The sequence below is a fragment of the Streptomyces sp. HUAS MG56 genome (assembly GCF_058673395.1).
This window is the reverse complement of record NZ_CM178722.1, coordinates 6,204,195-6,222,872: the sequence shown is the minus strand read 5'-3', so window position 1 is coordinate 6,222,872 and position 18,678 is coordinate 6,204,195. Positions and strand designations below refer to the sequence as shown.

The window sequence follows — 18,678 nt, the reverse complement described above, 5'->3', positions numbered from 1 at the left end:
CCTTCGAGCGTCTTGTGTCGTTATACGCCCTTGACTGGGATAAACGAACGCCCCGACAGCACATGTGGCGTGCCGCCGGGGCGTTCGGAGTACGTGCGGGCCAGTACGTACCCGTATACGTACGAGCAGGCAGCTGGCGATTAACGCTTGCTGTACTGCGGGGCCTTGCGGGCCTTCTTCAGACCGGCCTTCTTGCGCTCGACCGCACGGTCGTCGCGCTTGAGGAAGCCGGCCTTCTTCAGCGGGCCGCGGTTGTTGTCGACGTCGGCCTCGTTCAGCGCACGGGCGACACCGAGACGGAGCGCACCGGCCTGGCCGGAGACACCGCCACCCGCGATGCGGGCGATGACGTCGTAACGGCCTTCGAGCTCCAGCACCTTGAAGGGCTCGTTGACTTCCTGCTGGTGCACCTTGTTCGGGAAGTAGTCCTCAAGGGTGCGACCGTTGATCTTCCACTTGCCGGTGCCCGGGACGATCCGGACGCGGGCGATGGCGTTCTTGCGGCGACCCAGGCCGGCGGCCGGCTGGGGCTCACCGAAGCGCGAGGCGAGGGACTCGGAGGTGTACTCACCCTCCAGCGGAACCTCGGACTCGGTGGTGTAGCTGTCGATGTCGACGAGCTCAGTCTCTTCGACCGGCTGCTCAACGGTGGTCTCGGCCACGATTCTCCTCAGATTCTCTTCAGTCTTAGGGGGTGGCCGGACTTACTGCGCGACCTGGGTGATCTCGTACGGCTGCGGCTGCTGCGCGCCGTGCGGGTGCTGGTCACCCTTGTAGACCTTCAGCTTCGAGAGCATCTGACGGCCCAGCGTGTTCTTGGGGAGCATGCCCTTGACGGCCTTCTCGATGGCCTTCTCGGGGTTCTTGTCGAGGAGCTCGTCGTAACGGACGGAGCGCAGACCACCCGGGTAGCCGGAGTGGCGGTACGCCATCTTCTGGGTCCGCTTGTTGCCGGACAGGTGCACCTTGTCGGCGTTGATGATGACGACGAAGTCACCGGCGTCGACGTGGGGGGCGTAGATCGGCTTGTGCTTGCCCCGGAGGAGGGTCGCTGCGGTGGTGGCGAGACGGCCCAGGACGACGTCCTGAGCGTCGATGACGTGCCACTGGCGCGTCACATCGCCGGGCTTGGGGCTGTACGTACGCACGGTTCGTAGCCTTCGCTTCGAGTGAATGGTCCTGAACAGGTCACCGAAACGATCACGACAGCCTTGACCGCACTGCGGTGACGCAAACCGCGTGCTGGTCGCTGGTCATCGGCCCGGCGGACCGGTGTAAGGGCCCGTCCCGTGAGAATGAGCAAGCCAATACACAACGAAGAAGCAGGTTACCTGCCGGGGCCCCGCAGGGTCAAAACGACCCTGATTCCCACCCTGCCGGCGGACAAACGTGGCATGCCGCCGCACGCGCTCCGCGCGCCCGGGGAGCCCGTCTAAGATGCGCCCCATGAGTTACGGGCAGGGGGGACCCCAGTCTCAGTGGGATCCCTGGAAACCGAATTCCCAGCAGCCCTGGGCAAGCAGCGGTGACGACGGGACCCCGGACTGGGCGGCACTCGCCGAGGCGTCCGAGACCCGCACCAAGCGCCGCAAGCTGCTGTTCATCGGCGGCGGCGCGGTGGCCACGATCGCCGTCGGCACCGCCGTGGCCATGGCCGTGGTGTCCGCGAACGGCAAGAACAGCGCCTCGGGCAACCCGACCAACCTGCCCGCCAGCGCCTCGGCGAGCGGGTCGGTCACCCCGTCCTTCGCGCCCACCAGCGCCCCGCCGCCACTGGACCCGAAGGAGTTCATAGCCAGCGCCGCGAAGGACAAGGCCCCGATCAGCGCCGACAGCCTCTTCCCCGGCACCCAGCTGACCACGGGAAACAGCGTCTACAAGAAGGGCGCCACGGCCGACACCACGAGCTGCGCCTCCGCCGCCGGCGGCAAGCTGCCGCAGATCCTCACCGCCAACGGCTGCACCCGGCTGATCCGCGTGACCTACGCCAAGGACGGCATCGCGGCCACCGTCGGCGTCGCCCTCTTCGACACCCAGGCCGAGGCCACGAAGGTCAAGGCCCAGGCCGCCAAGAACGCCATGGTGCGCTCCCTGCCCGGCAAGGGCGTCAAGGACTTCTGCAACGCCGCGGTCTGCCTGACCACAGCGAACTCCGTCGGCCGCTACGCCTACTTCACGACGGTCGGCTTCACCGACGGCAAGAACGTCACCAACAAGGACTCCAAGGTCTTCAACACCGGCAACGACCTCCAGGAGTTCACCTTCAACCAGATCTACCGCCGCGGCCAGGCCCAGGCATCCGCGGCGACGAACGGCTAGGTCAGCAGCACCCCGCCGACGGGAGCGAGCGCTTGTTGCGGGCTTCCCTGCTGCGTGCGGCCAGCAGCTCGTCGGCGGGGTAGCCGACCTCCTCCAGCGTCAGCCCGTGCGGTCGTACGACGTGCACGGCTGAGTCCCGCACCCCCGCGGCCAGCACCTTCCCGGGCCACTGCGGTCCGCGGTGCCCGTCCCCGACGAAGAGCAGCGCGCCGATCAGCGAACGCACCATGTTGTGGCAGAAGGCGTCGGCGCGCACGGTGGCGGTGATGATCCCGTCGGACCCGCGCACGAGGCTCAGCTCCTGCAGGGTCCGGATCGTCGTGGCCCCCTCCCGCTTCTTGCAGTAGGCGGCGAAGTCGTGCTCGCCCAGCAGCTGCCGGGCCGCCTCGTTCATGGCGTCCACGTCGAGCGGCCAGTCGTGCCAGAGCACATGGCCGCGCAGCAGGGGGTCCACACCCCCGGGGTTGTCGGTCACCCGGTACGCATAGCGCCGCCAGACCGCCGAGAACCGCGCGTTGAAGCCCGCCGGGGCCGGCCTGAGCGCCCACACCCGCACGTCCTTCGGCAGCCGCCCGGCGAGCCGCTTGAGGAGCTTCTCGTGATGCTCCCGCCAGACCCCCTCGGGCAGGTCCACGTGCGCCACCTGGCCCCGCGCGTGCACCCCGGCGTCGGTGCGTCCGGCGACGGTCAGCTCGTACGTCTCCCGGGACCGGGTGACGGTCCGCAGCGCGTCCTCGATCTCCCCCTGCACGGTCCGCCTGCCGCCGGCCTGCTTGGCCCAGCCGTGGAAGTCGGTCCCGTCGTAGGACAGATCGAGGCGGACACGGACGCAACCGGGCTGTACTTCGTCACTCACGGGGAAATCCTCTCAAGCTCCAGCTCCTCTCCGGTACGCGAAAGCGGGCCCGCCCCGAAGGGCGGACCCGCTTCCCGCGTCAGGCAGAGCCTCAGGCGTCCTTCGACTCCTCGGCAGCGGCCTCCTCGGCCGGCGCCTCGGTGGTCTCGGCAGCCTTGGCCTCCTCGGCCTCCTTGACCGCACGCTTGGTGGCGGCCTCGGCCTCGCCGGTCGCCTGCTGGGCGACCGTCAGCGCCTCGACCAGCTCGATGACGGCCATGGGCGCGTTGTCGCCACGGCGGTTACCGATCTTGGTGATGCGGGTGTAGCCACCGGGACGGTTCTCGTACCGCGGGCCGATCTCGGTGAAGAGCGTGTGGACGACGCTCTTGTCCGTGATGACCTGGAGCACCTGACGGCGGTTGTGAAGGTCGCCCTTCTTCGCCTTGGTGACCAGACGCTCGGCGTACGGGCGCAGGCGGCGGGCCTTCGCCTCGGTGGTGGTGATACGGCCGTGCTCGAAGAGGCTCTTCGCCAGGTTCGCGAGGAGCAGCTTCTCGTGCGCGGCGCTGCCGCCCAGACGGGCACCCTTGGTGGGCTTCGGCATTTTTCTTCTCCTGTGTGTCTGCCCCGGCCGTGTCAGGTACCGGGGTCAGGAACCCGATGAGCGGATGCTCACCGGCAACGACCGATCAGTACTGCTCGGTCTCCACGAAACCCGCGTCCGCGTCGTCGTCGGCGCCGAAGGCGTCGGCAGCGGCCGTGGGGTCGAATCCGGGCGGGCTGTCCTTGAGGGCCAGGCCCATGCCGGCCAGCTTCGCCTTGACCTCGTCGATCGACTTCGCACCGAAGTTGCGGATGTCGAGGAGGTCGGCCTCGGAGCGGGCGACGAGCTCACCCACGGAGTGGATGCCCTCACGCTTGAGGCAGTTGTAGGAGCGGACCGTGAGCTCCAGCTCCTCGATCGGCAGCGCGAGGTCGGCGGCCAGGGCGGCGTCCGTGGGGGACGGGCCCATGTCGATGCCCTCGGCGTCGATGTTCAGCTCGCGGGCGAGACCGAACAGCTCGACCAGGGTCTTGCCGGCCGACGCCATGGCGTCACGCGGACGCATGGCCTGCTTCGTCTCGACGTCGACGATCAGCTTGTCGAAGTCGGTCCGCTGCTCGACACGCGTGGCCTCGACCTTGTACGTGACCTTCAGAACCGGCGAGTAGATCGAGTCGACCGGGATACGGCCGATCTCCTGGCCCGCCTGCTTGTTCTGCACGGCCGAGACGTAGCCGCGACCGCGCTCGACGGTCAGCTCCATCTCCAGCTTGCCCTTGCCGTTGAGGGTGGCGAGGACGAGGTCGGGGTTGTGCACCTCGACACCGGCCGGGGGCGCGATGTCGGCGGCGGTGACCAGACCCGGACCCTGCTTGCGCAGGTACATCACGACCGGCTCGTCGTGCTCCGAGGAGACGACCAGCTGCTTGATGTTGAGGATCAGGTCGGTGACGTCCTCCTTGACGCCCGGCACGGTGGTGAACTCGTGCAGGACACCGTCGATGCGGATGCTGGTGACAGCAGCGCCGGGGATCGACGACAGGAGGGTACGGCGCAGGGAGTTGCCGAGGGTGTAGCCGAAGCCCGGCTCCAGCGGCTCGATCACGAACCGGGAGCGGAACTCGTCGACGACCTCTTCGGTCAACGAGGGACGCTGAGCGATCAGCATGGATGAATCCTTCAGTCAGGGGCGCCCGCTATTTGACGCCCGACTCTGTACTGCAAGGGTACGGGCGGTACGGCTTCCTCACAGAGGCCGTACCGCCCGAAACCCCGAAACCTGCGGAGCGCTGTGCGTCAGACGCGGCGGCGCTTCGGCGGGCGGCAGCCGTTGTGCGGGGTCGGGGTGACGTCCTGGATGGAGCCGACCTCGAGGCCCGTGGCCTGCAGGGAGCGGATCGCGGTCTCACGACCGGAACCCGGGCCCTTCACGAACACGTCGACCTTGCGCATGCCGTGCTCCTGGGCGCGGCGGGCAGCCGACTCGGCGGCCATCTGCGCGGCGAACGGCGTGGACTTCCGGGAGCCCTTGAAGCCGACGTGGCCGGCGGAGGCCCAGGAGATCACGTTGCCGGACGGGTCCGTGATGGAGACGATCGTGTTGTTGAACGTGCTCTTGATGTGCGCGTGGCCGTGAGCGACGTTCTTCTTTTCCTTGCGGCGCACCTTCTTGGCAGCGCCCTGACGACCCTTGGGGGGCATCTATAACTCCTACGGGAGGTGGTCGGTCCTACAGCGAAGACCGCTGGACGGCGAGTCCGCTGCGGACTACTTCTTGCCCGGCTTCTTCTTACCGGCGATGGCGCGACGCGGGCCCTTGCGGGTGCGGGCGTTGGTGCTGGTGCGCTGACCGCGGACGGGCAGACCGCGACGGTGACGGAGACCCTGGTAGCAGCCGATCTCGACCTTGCGGCGGATGTCGGCCTGGATCTCGCGACGGAGGTCACCCTCGGTCTTGATGTTGTTGTCGACGTACTCACGAATCGCGACGAGCTGCTCTTCGCTCAGGTCACGAACGCGGGTGTTCGGGTCGATACCGGTCTCGGTCAGCGTCTGCTGCGAGAGCGTCCGGCCGATGCCGAACACGTAGGTGAGGGCGACCTCCACGCGCTTTTCGCGCGGGATGTCAACACCGGAAACGCGTGCCATTCAATGGCTCCTGGTGATCTTTCGGAGGTCTTCCGCAGAACCGGCTCCCGGCCGCCGTACCAGGTACGAACCGGGTCCTCGGCCTCCGAACCGAGGGTGTCGAGCCGACTGGCTCGGGTTCTGCGTATGAACAATTCAGCTCGCGTCGCGCGAATCTCTGCGATAGAGGTGCAGAGGGAGATGGTCGTGCGTCAGCCCTGGCGCTGCTTGTGGCGCGGGTTCTCGCAGATGACCATGACCCGACCGTGACGGCGGATCACCCTGCACTTGTCGCAGATCTTCTTGACGCTCGGCTTGACCTTCATGGTGAGGTTCTCCGGGTCAGTGCCATCACCCCGAGGAGATCCGGGGTGCGGGCAAGATCTACTTGTAGCGGTAGACGATCCGGCCACGCGTCAGGTCGTACGGAGACAGCTCCACCACGACCCGGTCGTCAGGGAGGATGCGGATGTAGTGCATACGCATCTTGCCGCTGATGTGTGCCAGGACCTGGTGGCCGTTCTGGAGCTCGACCTTGAACATGGCGTTCGGCAGAGACTCGACGACAGTGCCCTCGATCTCGATGGCACCTTGCTTCTTGGCCACGCTTCGCCCTTCGAATCGACTACCTTGATCGACCCTCTTGCACGCATGCGGACATGCGGGTGCACGAGAGCCGACGAGTCAGTCTACGTCGGCGCACCCTGAAAGGCGAATCGAGGAAGTCTGCCCTACTCGGGAGATCACTAAGCGAGCGGATCAGGAGCGGCCTGAATGCCGTACTCCGCCAGCTTCGCCCCGCCGCCGACCCGTCCTTGACGCCGCTCTCGCGGGCTCGGCGCCGGGGGCGCCTCACAAGCTTCGAGCGGCTGCGCCGGCCTCCGACCGGCGGTCGTGGCCAGGTCGGTCGTCAGGCGAGCGGATCCGGTGCTGCCGTGATCCCGTACTCCGCCAGCTTCTCCTTGCCGCCGTCGGGGGCCGTCAGGACCAGTGGGCCCTCTGCCGTCAGAGCCACCGAGTGCTCCCAGTGGGAGGACCAGGTGCCGTCCGTCGTGATGACCGTCCAGTCGTCCGACAGGACCTCCGTGCGCGGGGTGCCGAGGGAGACCATCGGCTCGATCGCGAGGCAGAAGCCGGGGACCAGCTTGGGGCCCTTGCCGCGGCGGCGGTCGACGTAGTTCAGCAGGTGCGGGTCCATGTGCATCTCGGTGCCGATGCCGTGGCCGCCGTAGTCCTCGATGATCCCGTACTTGCCGCCGCCCGGCTTCGGCTGGCGGCGGATGTACGTCTCGATCGCCCTGGAGACGTCGACCAGGCGGTTGCCCTGCTTCATCGCCGCGATGCCGGCCCACATGGACTCTTCCGTCACCCGGGACAGCTCGACCAGCTCCGGAGCGTGACCGGAGCCCACGAAGGCCGTGTACGCCGCGTCGCCGTGCCAGCCATCGATGATCGCGCCGCAGTCGATGGAGATGATGTCGCCGGACTTGAGGACGACGTCGTCGGAGGGGATGCCGTGCACGACGACGTCGTTCACGGAGGTGCAGATGGTCGCGGGGAAGCCGCCGTAGCCGAGGAAGTTCGACTTCGCGCCGTGCTCGGCGAGAACCTTGCGGGCGACCTCGTCCAGGTCCTTGGTGGAGGCGCCGGGCACCGCGGCCTCGCGGGTGGCCGCGTGGATGGCGGCGACGACCAGGCCCGCCGCACGCATCTTGGCGATCTGCTCGGGCGTCTTGATCTGCACCATGGGGGCCTGCGCTCTCCGTCACTCACATCGGCTGGGTTATCTGTACAACACTACGGCCGCGGCGCCCCGGCAGGGCACCGCGGCCGGAAGGCCGGAAACCTTGAGACTACTGCTCGGCCTTCTCGCGCTTGAGAGCCTCCAGCGCCCGCTGCGTGATCTCGTCCACCGGACCCAGGGCGGAGATCGTCACGACCAGACCCTGCGCCTTGTAGTAGTCGATGATCGGCTCGGTCTGCGTGTGGTAGACCTCCAGCCGCGTGCGGACGGTCTCCTCGCTGTCGTCGTCGCGCTGGTACAGCTCACCGCCGCAGACGTCGCACACGCCCTCCTTCTTCGGCGGGCTGTACGTCACGTGGAAGACGTGGGAGGAGTCGTTGCGGCAGATGCGGCGGCCGGCGATGCGCTTGACGACCTCGTCCTCCGGGACCTCCAGGTCCAGGACGGCGTCCAGCTTGAAGTCCTCGGTCTCCAGCAGCCCGTCCAGCGCCTCGGCCTGGTCCACGTTCCGCGGGAAGCCGTCGAGCAGGAAGCCGTCCTCGGCGTCCTGCTGCTCCATGCGGTCCTTGGCCATGTCGATGGTGACGGAGTCCGGCACCAGCTCGCCGCGGTCCATGTAGGACTTCGCGAGCTTGCCCAGCTCCGTCTGCTGGCTGATGTTGGCCCGGAACAGGTCGCCCGTGGAGATGTGCGGAATCTTCAGCTCTGCGGCAAGGCGGACGGCTTGCGTTCCCTTACCGGCACCCGGCGGCCCGACGAGGACGATACGCATCAGCGGAGGAACCCTTCGTAATTGCGCTGCTGGAGCTGGCTCTCGATCTGCTTCACCGTCTCGAGACCGACACCCACGATGATCAGGATGCTGGTACCGCCGAACGGGAAGTTGTTCGTCGCCCCGAACCCGACCAACGCCATTGTTGGCACGAGAGCAATCAGACCCAGATACAGCGAACCCGGCCAGGTGATCCGGTTGAGCACGTAGCTGAGGTACTCAGCGGTCGGTCGGCCAGCCCGGATGCCCGGGATGAAGCCACCATACTTCTTCATGTTGTCGGCGACTTCCTCGGGGTTGAAGGAGATCGCCACGTAGAAGAACGCGAAGAAAACGATGAGCAAGAAGTACAAGGTGATGTAAATCGGGTGGTCGCCCTTGGTCAGGTTCTGCTCGACCCAGGTCTTCCAGCCCGACTTGCCCCCCGCGAACTGCGCCACGAGCGCCGGAATGTAGAGCAGCGAGGAGGCGAAGATGACAGGAATCACACCCGCCTGGTTCACCTTGAGCGGGATGTACGTGGACGTACCGCCGTAGGACCGGCGGCCGATCATGCGCTTCGCGTACTGCACGGGGATGCGGCGCTGGGCCTGCTCGACGAAGACGACGAGCGCGACCATCACCAGACCCACCAGGATCACGGTGCCGAACTCGATCCAGCCGTCGGCCAGGGTGCCCTGCTTCTTGATGGCCCACAGGGCGGACGGGAAGGTCGCGGCGATCGAGATGAACATCAGGATCGACATGCCGTTGCCGATGCCACGGTCGGTGATCAGCTCACCCAGCCACATCACGACACACGTGCCGGCGGTCATGCAGACCACCATCGTGATCGTCGTGAAGATCGCCTGGTCCGGGACGATGCTCGACGCGACCGAGCAGCCGTTGAAGAGCGCGCCGCTGCGGGCGGTGGCGACGAGGCCGGTGCCCTGCAGGATGGCGAGCGCCACGGTCAGGTAACGGGTGTACTGCGTGATCTTCGCCGTGCCGGCCTGGCCCTCCTTCTTCAGGGCCTCCAGGCGCGGGATGACCACGGTCAGCAGCTGAAGGATGATGCTGGCCGTGATGTACGGCATGATGCCGAGCGCGAAGACCGTGATCTGGAGCAGCGCGCCGCCACTGAACATGTTCACGAGGCCGAACAGGCCCTGGTTGGCCCCCGCCTCGCTCACACACTGCTGGACGGCCTTGTAGTTGACGCCGGGGATCGGGATGTGGGTACCGACGCGGTAGACCACGATGATGGCCAGCGTGAAGAGCAGCTTCTTGCGCAGGTCGGGCGTCTTGAACGCCCGGGCGAACGCGGTGAGCACGGTGCCTCCTGCGACCCCCGCGCAACTGCGTCAAGGGTGACGGTCTTGAGGTTCGACGGATACAGACGAATTACTAACGGTCAACTGCCGCTCAGGGTGCCCCATGGGGAGCGCCCAATGAAAGTAGGCAGTGCTGGCCACCTTACCGGCGAGAGCACTTCCCTAGGAACGACCGACCGGGGATACCCCATATGTGGGGTATCCCCGGTCGGGATCGTTCATGTCATCGAGGGACCTGAGGGACTCAGACCAGCTCGGTGACCGTACCGCCGGCGGCGGTGATCTTCTCCTTGGCGGAGCCGGAGACGGCGTCGACCGTCACCTGCAGCGCCACGGAGATCTCGCCCTGGCCGAGGACCTTGACGAGGCTGTTCTTGCGAACCGCACCCTTGGCCACCAGACCCTCGACCGTGACCTCGCCACCCTCGGGGTAGAGCGCGGCCAGCTTGTCGAGGTTCACGACCTGGAACTCGGTCTTGAACGGGTTCTTGAAGCCCTTCAGCTTCGGGAGGCGCATGTGGAGCGGCATCTGGCCACCCTCGAAGCGCTCCGGAACCTGGTAGCGGGCCTTCGTGCCCTTGGTACCACGACCGGCCGTCTTACCCTTCGACGCCTCACCACGACCGACACGGGTCTTGGCGGTCTTGGCGCCCGGGGCGGGACGGAGGTTGTGGATCTTCAGCGGGTTCTGCTCCGCCATGATCAGTCGACCTCCTCGACCGTCACGAGGTGGCGGACGGTGTGCACCATGCCGCGGAACTCGGGGCGGTCCTCCTTGACGACCTGCGTGTTGATGCCCTTGAGACCAAGGGACCGCAGGGTGTCGCGGTGGTTCTGCTTGCTGCCGATGTACGACTTAACCTGCGTGATCTTGAGCTGTGCCATTACGCACCAGCCCCGGCACGCGCACGGAGAAGAGCCGCGGGAGCGACGTCCTCAAGAGGCAGACCGCGGCGGGCCGCGACCTCCTCCGGACGCTGCAGGCCCTTCAGGGCCTCCACGGTCGCGTGCACGATGTTGATCGCGTTGTCGGAGCCGAGCGACTTCGACAGGATGTCGTGGATACCGGCGCACTCCAGCACGGCGCGCACCGGACCACCGGCGATAACACCGGTACCCGGGGACGCGGGCTTGAGCAGCACGACGCCGGCAGCCTTCTCACCCTGGATCGGGTGCGGGATGGTGCCCTGGATACGGGGGACCTTGAAGAAGTGCTTCTTGGCCTCCTCAACACCCTTGGCGATGGCGGCCGGCACCTCCTTGGCCTTGCCGTAACCGACACCCACGGTGCCGTCACCGTCGCCCACCACGACCAGCGCGGTGAAGCTGAAGCGACGACCACCCTTCACAACCTTGGCGACGCGGTTGATCGCGACAACGCGCTCAACGTACGCGGTCTTCTCGGCGGCAGCAGCGCCGCCGTCACGGCCCTTCCGGTCCCGCCGCTCGCCGCCACCGGCACCGCCACCGCGGCGCTGGGGTCCAGCCATTGGATTACCTCTCTCTTTCCGCTAGCTACAAGCGGCTCAGAACTTGAGCCCGGCCTCGCGGGCGGCGTCCGCCAGAGCCGCGATGCGGCCGGCGTACTGGTTACCACCACGGTCGAACACCACGGCCTCGACGCCGGCGGCCTTGGCACGCTCGGCGACCAGGGCGCCGACCTGCTTGGCCTGCGCGGACTTGTCGCCCTCGCCACCACGGACCGACGCGTCAAGCGTGGACGCGGAAGCCAGGGTGTGGCCCTTGAGGTCGTCGATCACCTGCGCCACGATGTGGCGGTTGGAGCGGGTCACGACCAGACGGGGACGCTCCGCCGTACCGGAAAGGTTCTTGCGAATCCGGATGTGACGGCGCTTGATCGCGGCGCGCTTGTAGGCGTCGCCCTTGAGGATCTTCTGCCCGTATGCCATGGCTTACTTACCCGCCTTTCCGACCTTGCGGCGGATGACTTCGCCCTCGTACTTGACGCCCTTGGCCTTGTACGGGTCGGGCTTGCGCAGCTTGCGGATGTTGGCCGCAACCTCGCCGACCTTCTGCTTGTCGATGCCCTCGACCTGGAAGCGGGTCGGGGTCTCCACCTTGAAGGTGATGCCCTCGGGCGCCTCGACGACGATCGGGTGGCTGTAGCCGAGCGCGAACTCGAGGTTCGAGCCCTTGGCCGTGACGCGGTAACCGACACCGCTGATCTCGAGCTTCTTCACGTAACCCTGGGTCACGCCGGTGATCATGTTCGCCACCAGCGTGCGGGACAGGCCGTGCAGGGCCTTGTTCTGACGCTCGTCGTTCGGACGGGTGACGTTCAGAACGCCGTCCTCACCCTTGACGATGTCGATCGGCGCGACGACGGTGTGGGTCAGCGTGCCCTTGGGGCCCTTGACCGAGACCGTACGGCCGTCGATGGTGACGTCCACGCCGGCGGGAACCGTGATGGGGAGCTTGCCAATACGCGACATAGCTGTTTCCTCCGTTCCCTTCCGCTACCAGACGTAGGCGAGGACTTCCCCACCCACGCCCTTCTTGCCGGCCTGCTTGTCGGTGAGGAGCCCGTGCGACGTGGAGATGATCGCCACGCCGAGGCCGCCAAGCACCTTCGGCAGGTTGGTGGACTTCGCGTACACCCGGAGACCGGGCTTGGAGATCCGCTTGATGCCCGCGATGGAGCGCTCACGGTTCGGGCCGAACTTCAGCTCGAGAACGAGGTTCTTGCCGACCTCGGCGTCCTCGACCTTCCAGCCCGTGATGAAGCCCTCCTGCTGGAGGATCTCCGCGATGTGCGACTTGATCTTCGATGCCGGCATCGTCACGGAGTCGTGGTATGCCGAGTTCGCGTTCCGCAGACGCGTAAGCATGTCTGCGATCGGATCAGTCATGGTCATGAATTGGCCTTCGGCCTCTCTCGCCGGGGTTTCCTGGTGCGCCATCCCTCTCCCCGATCCGAGACGGGGCGGGTGCGGCGCGGTGGACCTACGGCGTAGTAAGTCGTACGGGCGCGACAGGCGCCCAACCCCGCAAGCCTACGGCATGCGGAGAAGGGCCCCTGCCGACCCAGATGCTTACCGAGAGCTTCCGGAATCCCCTATTACAGGGATTACCAGGAGCTCTTGGTCACGCCCGGCAGCTCGCCACGGTGAGCCATCTCACGAAGGCACACGCGGCAGAGGCCGAACTTGCGGTACACGGAGTGCGGACGGCCGCAGCGCTGGCAGCGGGTGTAGCCACGCACACCGAACTTGGGCTTGCGAGCAGCCTTGGCAATCAGAGCCTTCTTCGCCATCTCGCTCACGCCTCCTTGAACGGGAAGCCGAGGTGACGAAGGAGCGCGCGGCCCTCAGCGTCGTTGGTCGCCGTGGTGACCACGGTGATGTCCATGCCCCGGGTACGGTCGATCTTGTCCTGGTCGATCTCGTGGAACATGACCTGCTCCGTGAGACCGAAGGTGTAGTTGCCACGGCCGTCGAACTGCTTGGGGGACAGGCCGCGGAAGTCGCGGATGCGCGGCAGCGCGAGCGACAGGGTGCGGTCCAGGAACTCCCACATGCGGTCGCCACGGAGCGTGACGTGGGCACCGATCGGCTGGCCCTCGCGCAGCTTGAACTGCGCGATGGACTTGCGGGCCTTGGTGACGGCCGGCTTCTGACCGGTGATGGTGGTCAGGTCGCGGATCGCGCCCTCGATCAGCTTCGAGTCACGGGCGGCGTCGCCGACACCCATGTTGACCACGATCTTGACGAGGCCGGGAACCTGCATGACGTTCTCGTACTTGAACTCGTCACGCAGCTTGCCCGCGATCTCCTCGCGGTACTTCGTCTTCAGACGCGGAGTGGTGGTGGTAGCCATCAGATGTCCTCACCCGTCCGCTTGGCAACGCGGATCTTGTTGCCTTCGTCGTCGAAGCGGTAGCCGACACGCGTGACGACCTTGTTGCCGTCCTTCTCAACGACCAGCTGGACGTTGGAGACGTGGATCGGCGCCTCGGTCGTGACGATGCCGCCGGCCTGCGAACCGCTGGCGGTCGGACCGGCCTTGGTGTGCTTCTTGACCCGGTTGACACCCTCGACCAGGACGCGCTCCTCGCGCGGGTAAGCGGCAATGACCTTGCCCTGCTTGCCCTTGTCCTTGCCGGTGATGACCTGGACCAGGTCGCCCTTCTTGATCTTCATGCTTACAGCACCTCCGGCGCGAGCGAGATGATCTTCATGAACTTCTTCTCGCGCAGCTCACGGCCGACCGGGCCGAAGATACGGGTGCCGCGAGGGTCGCCGTCGTTCTTCAGAATGACGGCGGCGTTCTCGTCGAAGCGGATGTACGAGCCGTCCGGACGGCGGCGCTCCTTGACGGTGCGAACGATGACCGCCTTGACGACGTCACCCTTCTTCACGTTGCCACCGGGGATCGCGTCCTTGACGGTGGCGACGATGACGTCACCGATGCCCGCGTAGCGGCGACCGGAGCCACCGAGCACACGGATGCAAAGGATTTCCTTCGCACCAGTGTTGTCGGCGACGCGCAGTCGCGACTCCTGCTGGATCACGTCTATCTCCTGTTTGTCTGCCGGTTCCCCGGGAGCCGCTCAGCGGAGCGGCTCCCGGAGCCTGGCGGAACTGTCCTGCGAGGGATGCCCCGCAGGAGAATTACTTGGCCTTCTCGAGGATCTCGACGACGCGCCAGCGCTTCGTCGCGGACAGCGGCCGGGTCTCCATGAGGAGGACGCGGTCGCCGACACCCGCGGCGTTCTGCTCGTCGTGCGCCTTGAGCTTGTTCGTACGGCGGATGACCTTGCCGTACAGCGCGTGCTTGACGCGGTCCTCGACGGCGACGACGACGGTCTTGTCCATCTTGTCGCTGACGACGAGACCCTCACGGGTCTTGCGGAAGCCGCGGGCCTCTGCGTTCTCAGTCACGTTCTTCTCGCTCATCAGGCGTTCTCCACCGTTTCGATGCCCAGCTCACGCTCGCGCATCAGGGTGTAGATCCGCGCGATGTCCTTGCGGACCGCCTTCAGACGGCCGTGGTTCTCGAGCTGACCGGTCGCCGCCTGGAAGCGGAGGTTGAACAGCTCTTCCTTGGCCTCGCGGAGCTTGCCCAGAAGCTCCTCGTTGCCCAGCTCGCGCAGCTCGGACGCCTTGGTACCGACCGACATCACGCTTCACCTGCCTCGCGCTTGACGATGCGGCACTTCATCGGCAGCTTGTGAGCCGCACGAGTGAGAGCCTCACGCGCAATCTTCTCGTTCGGGTAGGACAGCTCGAACATGACCCGTCCCGGGTGCACGTTCGCGATCCACCACTCCGGCGAACCCTTACCGGAACCCATGCGGGTCTCGGCCGGCTTCTTCGTGAGCGGGCGGTCCGGGTAGATGTTGATCCAGACCTTGCCGCCACGCTTGATGTGGCGGGTCATCGCGATACGGGCCGCCTCGATCTGGCGGTTGGTCACGTACGCCGGCGTGAGGGCCTGGATGCCGTACTCGCCGAACGCGACCGTCGTACCGCCCTTGGCCTCACCGCGACGCTTCGGGTGGTGCTGCTTGCGGTGCTTGACCCTACGGGGGATCAGCATGTCGGTCAGGCCTCCGTTCCGGTGCTCTCAGCCGGAGCGGCGGGGGCCTCGGCCTTGGGGGCCTCGGCGCCGGCAGCCTGCTGCGGCTTGCGACCGCGCCGCTCGCCACCACGGCCACCACGGGCCGGGCGGTCGGCACCACCACGGGCCGGGCGGTTACCCGCACGGGCCGCAGCGTTCTCGGCGCGGACCTCGGCGATGTTCTTGACGTCGCCCTTGTAGATCCAGACCTTCACGCCGATACGGCCGAAGGTCGTCTTGGCCTCGAAGAAGCCGTAGTCCACGTTCGCGCGGAGCGTGTGCAGGGGCACGCGGCCCTCGCGGTAGAACTCCGAGCGGGACATCTCGGCGCCGCCGAGGCGGCCACCGCACTGGATCTTGATGCCCTTGGCGCCGGCCTTCATCGCCGACTGCATGCTCTTGCGCATGGCACGGCGGAAGGAGACGCGGGAGGAGAGCTGCTCGGCAACGGCCTGGGCCACCAGCTGAGCGTCGGTCTCGGGGTTCTTGACCTCGAGGATGTTCAGCTGGACCTGCTTGCCCGTGAGCTTCTCGAGGTCGCCGCGGATGCGGTCGGCCTCGGCGCCACGGCGGCCGATGACGATGCCGGGACGGGCGGTGTGGATGTCCACACGCACGCGGTCACGGGTGCGCTCGATCTCAACCTTCGAGATACCGGCGCGCTCCATGCCGGACGTCATCATCCGACGGATGGCGACGTCTTCCTTGACGTAGTCCTTGTACAGCTTGTCGGCGTACCAACGCGACTTGAAGTCGGTCGTGACACCGAGCCGGAACCCATGCGGGTTTACCTTCTGGCCCATTACCGGGTTCCTTCCTTGCTGCTGACGACCACGGTGATGTGGCTGGTCCGCTTGCGGATCCGGTAGGCACGGCCCTGGGCACGCGGCCGGAACCGCTTCAGGGTCGGACCCTCGTCGACGTACGCCTCGGAGATGTAGAGGCTGTCGGCGTCGGTGTGGTCGTAGTTGTGCGCGGCGTTGGCGATGGCGCTGTCGAGCACCTTGCCGACCGGCACGGAGGCTGCCTGCGGAGCGAATCGCAGAACAGCCTGGGCCTCCGTGGCGTCCATGCCACGGATGAGGTCCACCACGCGGCGGGCCTTCATGGGCGTGACGCGGATGTACCGCGCCTGGGCCCTGGCTTCCATGGTTGTCCCTTCAGTTACTTACGTGTCTGAATGCGATCCGCTACTAGCGGCGCTTCGACTTCCGGTCTTCCTTGACGTGACCCCGGAAGGTGCGCGTCGGCGAGAACTCGCCGAGCTTGTGGCCGACCATCGACTCGGTGACGAACACCGGGATGTGGGTCTTGCCGTTGTGCACCGCGAGCGTGTGGCCCAGCATGGCCGGGACGATCATGGAGCGACGGGACCAGGTCTTGATGACGTTCTTGGTGCCGGCTTCGTTCTGGGCGTCCACCTTCTTGATCAGGTGGTCGTCGACGAAGGGCCCCTTCTTCAGGCTACGAGGCATCTCAACCCGTCCTTAGCGCTTCTTGTTCGTCTTGCGGCGGCGGACGATGTACTTGTTCGACGCCTTCTTGGGCGAACGAGTACGGCCTTCCTTCTTGCCCCACGGGGACACAGGGTGGCGACCACCGGAGGTCCGGCCCTCACCACCACCGTGCGGGTGGTCAACCGGGTTCATCACGACACCACGGACGGTCGGGCGAACGCCCAGCCACCGCTTACGGCCGGCCTTACCCCAGTTGATGTTGGACTGCTCGGCGTTGCCGACCTCGCCGATGGTGGCGCGGCAGCGGACGTCGACCAGACGGATCTCACCGGACGGCATGCGCAGGTGGGCGTAGGCGCCCTCCTTCGCGAGCAGCTGCACGGAGGCACCGGCGGAGCGGGCGAACTTGGCACCGCCACCGGGACGGAGCTCGATCGCGTGGATCGTGGTACCGACCGGGATGTTGCGGAGGGCCAGGTTGTTGCCCGGCTTGATGTCGGCCCCGGGACCGTTCTCGACGCGGTCACCCTGCTGCAGGTTGCGCGGGGCGAGGATGTAGCGCTTCTCGCCGTCGGCGTAGTGCAGCAGCGCGATGCGCGCGGTGCGGTTGGGGTCGTACTCGATGTGCGCGACCTTCGCCGGCACGCCGTCCTTGTCGTGACGACGGAAGTCGATCACTCGGTAGGCGCGCTTGTGTCCGCCACCCTGGTGGCGAACGGTCACACGACCGGCGTTGTTACGGCCGCCCTTGCTGTGCAGGGGGCGGACCAGCGACTTCTCCGGCGTGGACCGCGTGACCTCGACGAAGTCGGCGACGCTGGCGCCACGACGGCCCGGCGTAGTCGGCTTGTACTTGCGGATTCCCATTTCTCAGTCCTCGTCCGATATCGGACGATCCGGACCGCCCTCAGGCGGTCGGACCGCCGAAGATGTCGATACGGTCGCCCTCGGCGAGGGTCACGATCGCGCGCTTGGAGCCCGCGCGCTGACCGAAACCGGTCTTGGTGCGCTTGCGCTTGCCCTGGCGGTTGAGGGTGTTGACCCCGGTGACCTTGACCGAGAAGACCGCCTGGACGGCCTGCTTGATCTGGGTCTTGTTGGCGTCCGGGGCGACGACGAACGTGTACTTGTTCTCGTCCAGGAGCGCGTAGCTCTTCTCCGAGACGACCGGCTTCAGCAGGACGTCACGGGGGTCCGTGTACGACTTGCTCAGCGGGGTCTCGACGGTGTTCTTGCCCTCGGTGGCGTGGCGCTTCGCCTTGGCGAGGCGCGCGGCCTTGGCGGCCTTGGCCGCCTTCGAGGCGATGCTCGGGTGACGGGTAGCCATCAGACCTCGGTCCCTTCGGTGTCGTTGGCCTTCGGGCCGGCGACGAAGGACTCGAAAGCGGCCTGGGTGAAGACCACGTCGTCCGAGACGAGAACGTCGTACGTGTTCAGCTGGCCCGGCTCCAGGATGTGGACCTGGGGCAGGTTGCGGGCGGACAGCCACGCGGCCTCGTCGGCGCGGTCGACGACCAGGAGCAGGTTCTTGCGCTCCGAGATCTTGCCGAACAGCGACCTGGCGGCCTTGGTGCTGGGGTTCTCGCCCTCGACCACGCCGGAGACGACGTGGATGCGGTTGTGACGCGCCCGGTCGGTGAGGGCGTGGCGCAGGGCCGCGGCCTTCATCTTCTTCGGGGTGCGCTGCGAGTAGTCACGCGGCACGGGACCGTGCACGACGCCACCACCGGCGAACTGCGGCGCGCGGGTCGAGCCCTGACGGGCGCGGCCGGTGCCCTTCTGGCGGTACGGCTTCTTGCCACCACCACGGACTTCGCCACGGGTCTTGGTCTTGTGCGTGCCCTGACGGGCCGCGGCCAGCTGCGCGACGACGACCTGGTGGATCAGCGGGATGCTGATCTTCTCCACGTCGAAGATCTCCGCGGGGAGCTCGACGGAACCGGCCTTCTCGCCCGCCGGCGAAAGGATGTCAACAGTGCTCATC

Annotated in this window: 32 protein-coding genes; 1 reads left to right on the top strand and 31 read right to left on the bottom strand. The window is 66.8% G+C overall.

Annotated features, from left to right (window positions below):
• Positions 1 to 140: 140 nt before the first annotated feature.
• Both rpsI and rplM read right to left on the bottom strand, forming a co-directional pair.
• On the bottom strand, positions 141 to 662 hold the full coding sequence (rpsI, locus tag AC4OXY_RS29510) for a 30S ribosomal protein S9 (RefSeq protein ID WP_356033531.1): 522 nt from the start codon (positions 660 to 662) through the stop codon (positions 141 to 143).
• Between the two features lie 42 nt (positions 663 to 704).
• A complete protein-coding gene (gene rplM, locus AC4OXY_RS29505; protein WP_356033533.1) occupies positions 705 to 1,148 on the bottom strand; it encodes a 50S ribosomal protein L13 in 444 nt (147 codons plus the stop codon).
• Between the two features lie 298 nt (positions 1,149 to 1,446).
• Between rplM and AC4OXY_RS29500 the strand changes: the two genes are divergently transcribed.
• Positions 1,447 to 2,319, top strand: a complete 873-nt coding sequence (locus AC4OXY_RS29500) for a hypothetical protein (RefSeq protein ID WP_356033536.1) — start codon at positions 1,447 to 1,449, stop codon at positions 2,317 to 2,319.
• Position 2,320: 1 nt separating this feature from the next.
• Here AC4OXY_RS29500 and truA read toward each other — a convergent pair whose 3' ends face one another.
• The 29 genes from truA to rplD all read right to left on the bottom strand — a co-directional run bounded on the left by truA (position 2,321) and on the right by rplD (position 18,677).
• The gene (truA, locus tag AC4OXY_RS29495; protein ID WP_356033539.1) at positions 2,321 to 3,175 is read right to left on the bottom strand and encodes a tRNA pseudouridine(38-40) synthase TruA; all 855 of its coding nucleotides are present in this window, start codon (positions 3,173 to 3,175) and stop codon (positions 2,321 to 2,323) included.
• A gap of 91 nt (positions 3,176 to 3,266) precedes the next feature.
• Complete coding sequence (gene rplQ, locus AC4OXY_RS29490) at positions 3,267 to 3,761, bottom strand: 50S ribosomal protein L17 (RefSeq protein WP_356033541.1); 495 nt, start codon at positions 3,759 to 3,761, stop codon at positions 3,267 to 3,269.
• Between the two features lie 85 nt (positions 3,762 to 3,846).
• A complete protein-coding gene (locus tag AC4OXY_RS29485) occupies positions 3,847 to 4,869 on the bottom strand; it encodes a DNA-directed RNA polymerase subunit alpha (protein WP_024755423.1) in 1,023 nt (340 codons plus the stop codon).
• Between the two features lie 128 nt (positions 4,870 to 4,997).
• Positions 4,998 to 5,402: a 30S ribosomal protein S11 gene (gene rpsK / locus AC4OXY_RS29480; protein WP_003956432.1), complete on the bottom strand. Its 405-nt coding sequence runs from the start codon at positions 5,400 to 5,402 to the stop codon at positions 4,998 to 5,000.
• Between the two features lie 66 nt (positions 5,403 to 5,468).
• Entirely contained in the window at positions 5,469 to 5,849 is a 381-nt protein-coding gene (gene rpsM / locus AC4OXY_RS29475; RefSeq protein WP_491991353.1) for a 30S ribosomal protein S13, read from the bottom strand.
• Positions 5,850 to 6,040: 191 nt separating this feature from the next.
• Positions 6,041 to 6,154, bottom strand: a complete 114-nt coding sequence (rpmJ, locus tag AC4OXY_RS29470) for a 50S ribosomal protein L36 (protein ID WP_003998809.1) — start codon at positions 6,152 to 6,154, stop codon at positions 6,041 to 6,043.
• A 58-nt stretch (positions 6,155 to 6,212) separates the two neighbouring features.
• Positions 6,213 to 6,434: a translation initiation factor IF-1 gene (infA, locus tag AC4OXY_RS29465; RefSeq protein WP_003948620.1), complete on the bottom strand. Its 222-nt coding sequence runs from the start codon at positions 6,432 to 6,434 to the stop codon at positions 6,213 to 6,215.
• Between the two features lie 304 nt (positions 6,435 to 6,738).
• Positions 6,739 to 7,575: a type I methionyl aminopeptidase gene (gene map / locus AC4OXY_RS29460; RefSeq protein WP_362823165.1), complete on the bottom strand. Its 837-nt coding sequence runs from the start codon at positions 7,573 to 7,575 to the stop codon at positions 6,739 to 6,741.
• Positions 7,576 to 7,681: 106 nt separating this feature from the next.
• Positions 7,682 to 8,344: an adenylate kinase gene (locus AC4OXY_RS29455; RefSeq protein ID WP_356027337.1), complete on the bottom strand. Its 663-nt coding sequence runs from the start codon at positions 8,342 to 8,344 to the stop codon at positions 7,682 to 7,684.
• Positions 8,344 to 9,657, bottom strand: coding sequence for a preprotein translocase subunit SecY (secY, locus tag AC4OXY_RS29450; protein WP_356027340.1), 1,314 nt, complete (start codon positions 9,655 to 9,657; stop codon positions 8,344 to 8,346). The genes AC4OXY_RS29455 and secY overlap by 1 nt, the downstream gene beginning before the upstream one ends.
• Before the next feature lie 244 nt (positions 9,658 to 9,901).
• On the bottom strand, positions 9,902 to 10,357 hold the full coding sequence (gene rplO, locus AC4OXY_RS29445; protein WP_023547373.1) for a 50S ribosomal protein L15: 456 nt from the start codon (positions 10,355 to 10,357) through the stop codon (positions 9,902 to 9,904).
• Between the two features lie 2 nt (positions 10,358 to 10,359).
• Positions 10,360 to 10,542 carry a 50S ribosomal protein L30 gene (gene rpmD, locus AC4OXY_RS29440; protein ID WP_003974250.1) on the bottom strand — a complete coding sequence of 61 codons (183 nt, stop codon included), beginning with the start codon at positions 10,540 to 10,542 and terminating at the stop codon, positions 10,360 to 10,362.
• Positions 10,542 to 11,147: a 30S ribosomal protein S5 gene (rpsE, locus tag AC4OXY_RS29435; protein WP_015658456.1), complete on the bottom strand. Its 606-nt coding sequence runs from the start codon at positions 11,145 to 11,147 to the stop codon at positions 10,542 to 10,544. The genes rpmD and rpsE overlap by 1 nt, the downstream gene beginning before the upstream one ends.
• 36 nt (positions 11,148 to 11,183) lie before the next feature.
• Positions 11,184 to 11,567, bottom strand: coding sequence for a 50S ribosomal protein L18 (gene rplR, locus AC4OXY_RS29430; RefSeq protein WP_053661883.1), 384 nt, complete (start codon positions 11,565 to 11,567; stop codon positions 11,184 to 11,186).
• Between the two features lie 3 nt (positions 11,568 to 11,570).
• Entirely contained in the window at positions 11,571 to 12,110 is a 540-nt protein-coding gene (gene rplF / locus AC4OXY_RS29425) for a 50S ribosomal protein L6 (protein ID WP_067299853.1), read from the bottom strand.
• Positions 12,111 to 12,134: 24 nt separating this feature from the next.
• Positions 12,135 to 12,533: a 30S ribosomal protein S8 gene (rpsH, locus tag AC4OXY_RS29420; protein ID WP_007384075.1), complete on the bottom strand. Its 399-nt coding sequence runs from the start codon at positions 12,531 to 12,533 to the stop codon at positions 12,135 to 12,137.
• 212 nt (positions 12,534 to 12,745) lie between these two features.
• A complete protein-coding gene (locus AC4OXY_RS29415; protein ID WP_003948630.1) occupies positions 12,746 to 12,931 on the bottom strand; it encodes a type Z 30S ribosomal protein S14 in 186 nt (61 codons plus the stop codon).
• Positions 12,932 to 12,936: 5 nt separating this feature from the next.
• Positions 12,937 to 13,494: a 50S ribosomal protein L5 gene (gene rplE / locus AC4OXY_RS29410; protein WP_015658460.1), complete on the bottom strand. Its 558-nt coding sequence runs from the start codon at positions 13,492 to 13,494 to the stop codon at positions 12,937 to 12,939.
• Entirely contained in the window at positions 13,494 to 13,817 is a 324-nt protein-coding gene (gene rplX, locus AC4OXY_RS29405; RefSeq protein WP_030930498.1) for a 50S ribosomal protein L24, read from the bottom strand. The genes rplE and rplX overlap by 1 nt, the downstream gene beginning before the upstream one ends.
• A gap of 2 nt (positions 13,818 to 13,819) precedes the next feature.
• The gene (gene rplN, locus AC4OXY_RS29400) at positions 13,820 to 14,188 is read right to left on the bottom strand and encodes a 50S ribosomal protein L14 (RefSeq protein ID WP_003998823.1); all 369 of its coding nucleotides are present in this window, start codon (positions 14,186 to 14,188) and stop codon (positions 13,820 to 13,822) included.
• Positions 14,189 to 14,288: 100 nt separating this feature from the next.
• Complete coding sequence (gene rpsQ / locus AC4OXY_RS29395) at positions 14,289 to 14,573, bottom strand: 30S ribosomal protein S17 (protein ID WP_018543912.1); 285 nt, start codon at positions 14,571 to 14,573, stop codon at positions 14,289 to 14,291.
• Positions 14,573 to 14,797: a 50S ribosomal protein L29 gene (rpmC, locus tag AC4OXY_RS29390; protein WP_055632347.1), complete on the bottom strand. Its 225-nt coding sequence runs from the start codon at positions 14,795 to 14,797 to the stop codon at positions 14,573 to 14,575. The genes rpsQ and rpmC overlap by 1 nt, the downstream gene beginning before the upstream one ends.
• Positions 14,797 to 15,216: a 50S ribosomal protein L16 gene (gene rplP / locus AC4OXY_RS29385; RefSeq protein ID WP_030788270.1), complete on the bottom strand. Its 420-nt coding sequence runs from the start codon at positions 15,214 to 15,216 to the stop codon at positions 14,797 to 14,799. Before rplP ends, rpmC begins: the two co-directional genes overlap by 1 nt.
• Before the next feature lie 5 nt (positions 15,217 to 15,221).
• On the bottom strand, positions 15,222 to 16,040 hold the full coding sequence (gene rpsC, locus AC4OXY_RS29380) for a 30S ribosomal protein S3 (RefSeq protein ID WP_055706471.1): 819 nt from the start codon (positions 16,038 to 16,040) through the stop codon (positions 15,222 to 15,224).
• Positions 16,040 to 16,387 (bottom strand): 50S ribosomal protein L22, encoded by a 348-nt coding sequence (rplV, locus tag AC4OXY_RS29375; protein ID WP_019329637.1) that lies wholly within the window; start codon positions 16,385 to 16,387, stop codon positions 16,040 to 16,042. The genes rpsC and rplV overlap by 1 nt, the downstream gene beginning before the upstream one ends.
• A gap of 43 nt (positions 16,388 to 16,430) precedes the next feature.
• Positions 16,431 to 16,712, bottom strand: a complete 282-nt coding sequence (rpsS, locus tag AC4OXY_RS29370) for a 30S ribosomal protein S19 (RefSeq protein ID WP_023547380.1) — start codon at positions 16,710 to 16,712, stop codon at positions 16,431 to 16,433.
• Positions 16,713 to 16,724: 12 nt separating this feature from the next.
• Positions 16,725 to 17,561: a 50S ribosomal protein L2 gene (gene rplB / locus AC4OXY_RS29365; RefSeq protein ID WP_020941674.1), complete on the bottom strand. Its 837-nt coding sequence runs from the start codon at positions 17,559 to 17,561 to the stop codon at positions 16,725 to 16,727.
• 40 nt (positions 17,562 to 17,601) lie between these two features.
• Entirely contained in the window at positions 17,602 to 18,021 is a 420-nt protein-coding gene (rplW, locus tag AC4OXY_RS29360) for a 50S ribosomal protein L23 (RefSeq protein WP_356027348.1), read from the bottom strand.
• A complete protein-coding gene (gene rplD / locus AC4OXY_RS29355; protein WP_071385019.1) occupies positions 18,021 to 18,677 on the bottom strand; it encodes a 50S ribosomal protein L4 in 657 nt (218 codons plus the stop codon). The genes rplW and rplD overlap by 1 nt, the downstream gene beginning before the upstream one ends.
• Position 18,678: the final 1 nt, after the last annotated feature.

Bases quoted from the DNA above. Each gene is read 5' to 3' on its own strand.
- AC4OXY_RS29500 (WP_356033536.1), top strand. From the start codon at position 1,447: ATGAGTTACGGGCAGGGGGGACCCCAGTCTCAGTGGGATCCCTGGAAA.
- rplQ (WP_356033541.1), bottom strand. From the start codon at position 3,761: ATGCCGAAGCCCACCAAGGGTGCCCGTCTGGGCGGCAGCGCCGCGCAC.
- AC4OXY_RS29485 (WP_024755423.1), bottom strand. From the start codon at position 4,869: ATGCTGATCGCTCAGCGTCCCTCGTTGACCGAAGAGGTCGTCGACGAG.
- rpsK (WP_003956432.1), bottom strand. From the start codon at position 5,402: ATGCCCCCCAAGGGTCGTCAGGGCGCTGCCAAGAAGGTGCGCCGCAAG.
- rpsM (WP_491991353.1), bottom strand. From the start codon at position 5,849: ATGGCACGCGTTTCCGGTGTTGACATCCCGCGCGAAAAGCGCGTGGAG.
- rpmJ (WP_003998809.1), bottom strand. From the start codon at position 6,154: ATGAAGGTCAAGCCGAGCGTCAAGAAGATCTGCGACAAGTGCAGGGTG.
- map (WP_362823165.1), bottom strand. From the start codon at position 7,575: ATGGTGCAGATCAAGACGCCCGAGCAGATCGCCAAGATGCGTGCGGCG.
- AC4OXY_RS29455 (WP_356027337.1), bottom strand. From the start codon at position 8,344: ATGCGTATCGTCCTCGTCGGGCCGCCGGGTGCCGGTAAGGGAACGCAA.
- rplO (WP_023547373.1), bottom strand. From the start codon at position 10,357: ATGGCGGAGCAGAACCCGCTGAAGATCCACAACCTCCGTCCCGCCCCG.
- rpmD (WP_003974250.1), bottom strand. From the start codon at position 10,542: ATGGCACAGCTCAAGATCACGCAGGTTAAGTCGTACATCGGCAGCAAG.
- rpsE (WP_015658456.1), bottom strand. From the start codon at position 11,147: ATGGCTGGACCCCAGCGCCGCGGTGGCGGTGCCGGTGGCGGCGAGCGG.
- rplR (WP_053661883.1), bottom strand. From the start codon at position 11,567: ATGGCATACGGGCAGAAGATCCTCAAGGGCGACGCCTACAAGCGCGCC.
- rplF (WP_067299853.1), bottom strand. From the start codon at position 12,110: ATGTCGCGTATTGGCAAGCTCCCCATCACGGTTCCCGCCGGCGTGGAC.
- rpsH (WP_007384075.1), bottom strand. From the start codon at position 12,533: ATGACCATGACTGATCCGATCGCAGACATGCTTACGCGTCTGCGGAAC.
- AC4OXY_RS29415 (WP_003948630.1), bottom strand. From the start codon at position 12,931: ATGGCGAAGAAGGCTCTGATTGCCAAGGCTGCTCGCAAGCCCAAGTTC.
- rplE (WP_015658460.1), bottom strand. From the start codon at position 13,494: ATGGCTACCACCACCACTCCGCGTCTGAAGACGAAGTACCGCGAGGAG.
- rplX (WP_030930498.1), bottom strand. From the start codon at position 13,817: ATGAAGATCAAGAAGGGCGACCTGGTCCAGGTCATCACCGGCAAGGAC.
- rpsQ (WP_018543912.1), bottom strand. From the start codon at position 14,573: ATGAGCGAGAAGAACGTGACTGAGAACGCAGAGGCCCGCGGCTTCCGC.
- rpmC (WP_055632347.1), bottom strand. From the start codon at position 14,797: ATGTCGGTCGGTACCAAGGCGTCCGAGCTGCGCGAGCTGGGCAACGAG.
- rplP (WP_030788270.1), bottom strand. From the start codon at position 15,216: ATGCTGATCCCCCGTAGGGTCAAGCACCGCAAGCAGCACCACCCGAAG.
- rpsC (WP_055706471.1), bottom strand. From the start codon at position 16,040: ATGGGCCAGAAGGTAAACCCGCATGGGTTCCGGCTCGGTGTCACGACC.
- rplV (WP_019329637.1), bottom strand. From the start codon at position 16,387: ATGGAAGCCAGGGCCCAGGCGCGGTACATCCGCGTCACGCCCATGAAG.
- rpsS (WP_023547380.1), bottom strand. From the start codon at position 16,712: ATGCCTCGTAGCCTGAAGAAGGGGCCCTTCGTCGACGACCACCTGATC.
- rplB (WP_020941674.1), bottom strand. From the start codon at position 17,561: ATGGGAATCCGCAAGTACAAGCCGACTACGCCGGGCCGTCGTGGCGCC.
- rplW (WP_356027348.1), bottom strand. From the start codon at position 18,021: ATGGCTACCCGTCACCCGAGCATCGCCTCGAAGGCGGCCAAGGCCGCC.
- rplD (WP_071385019.1), bottom strand. From the start codon at position 18,677: ATGAGCACTGTTGACATCCTTTCGCCGGCGGGCGAGAAGGCCGGTTCC.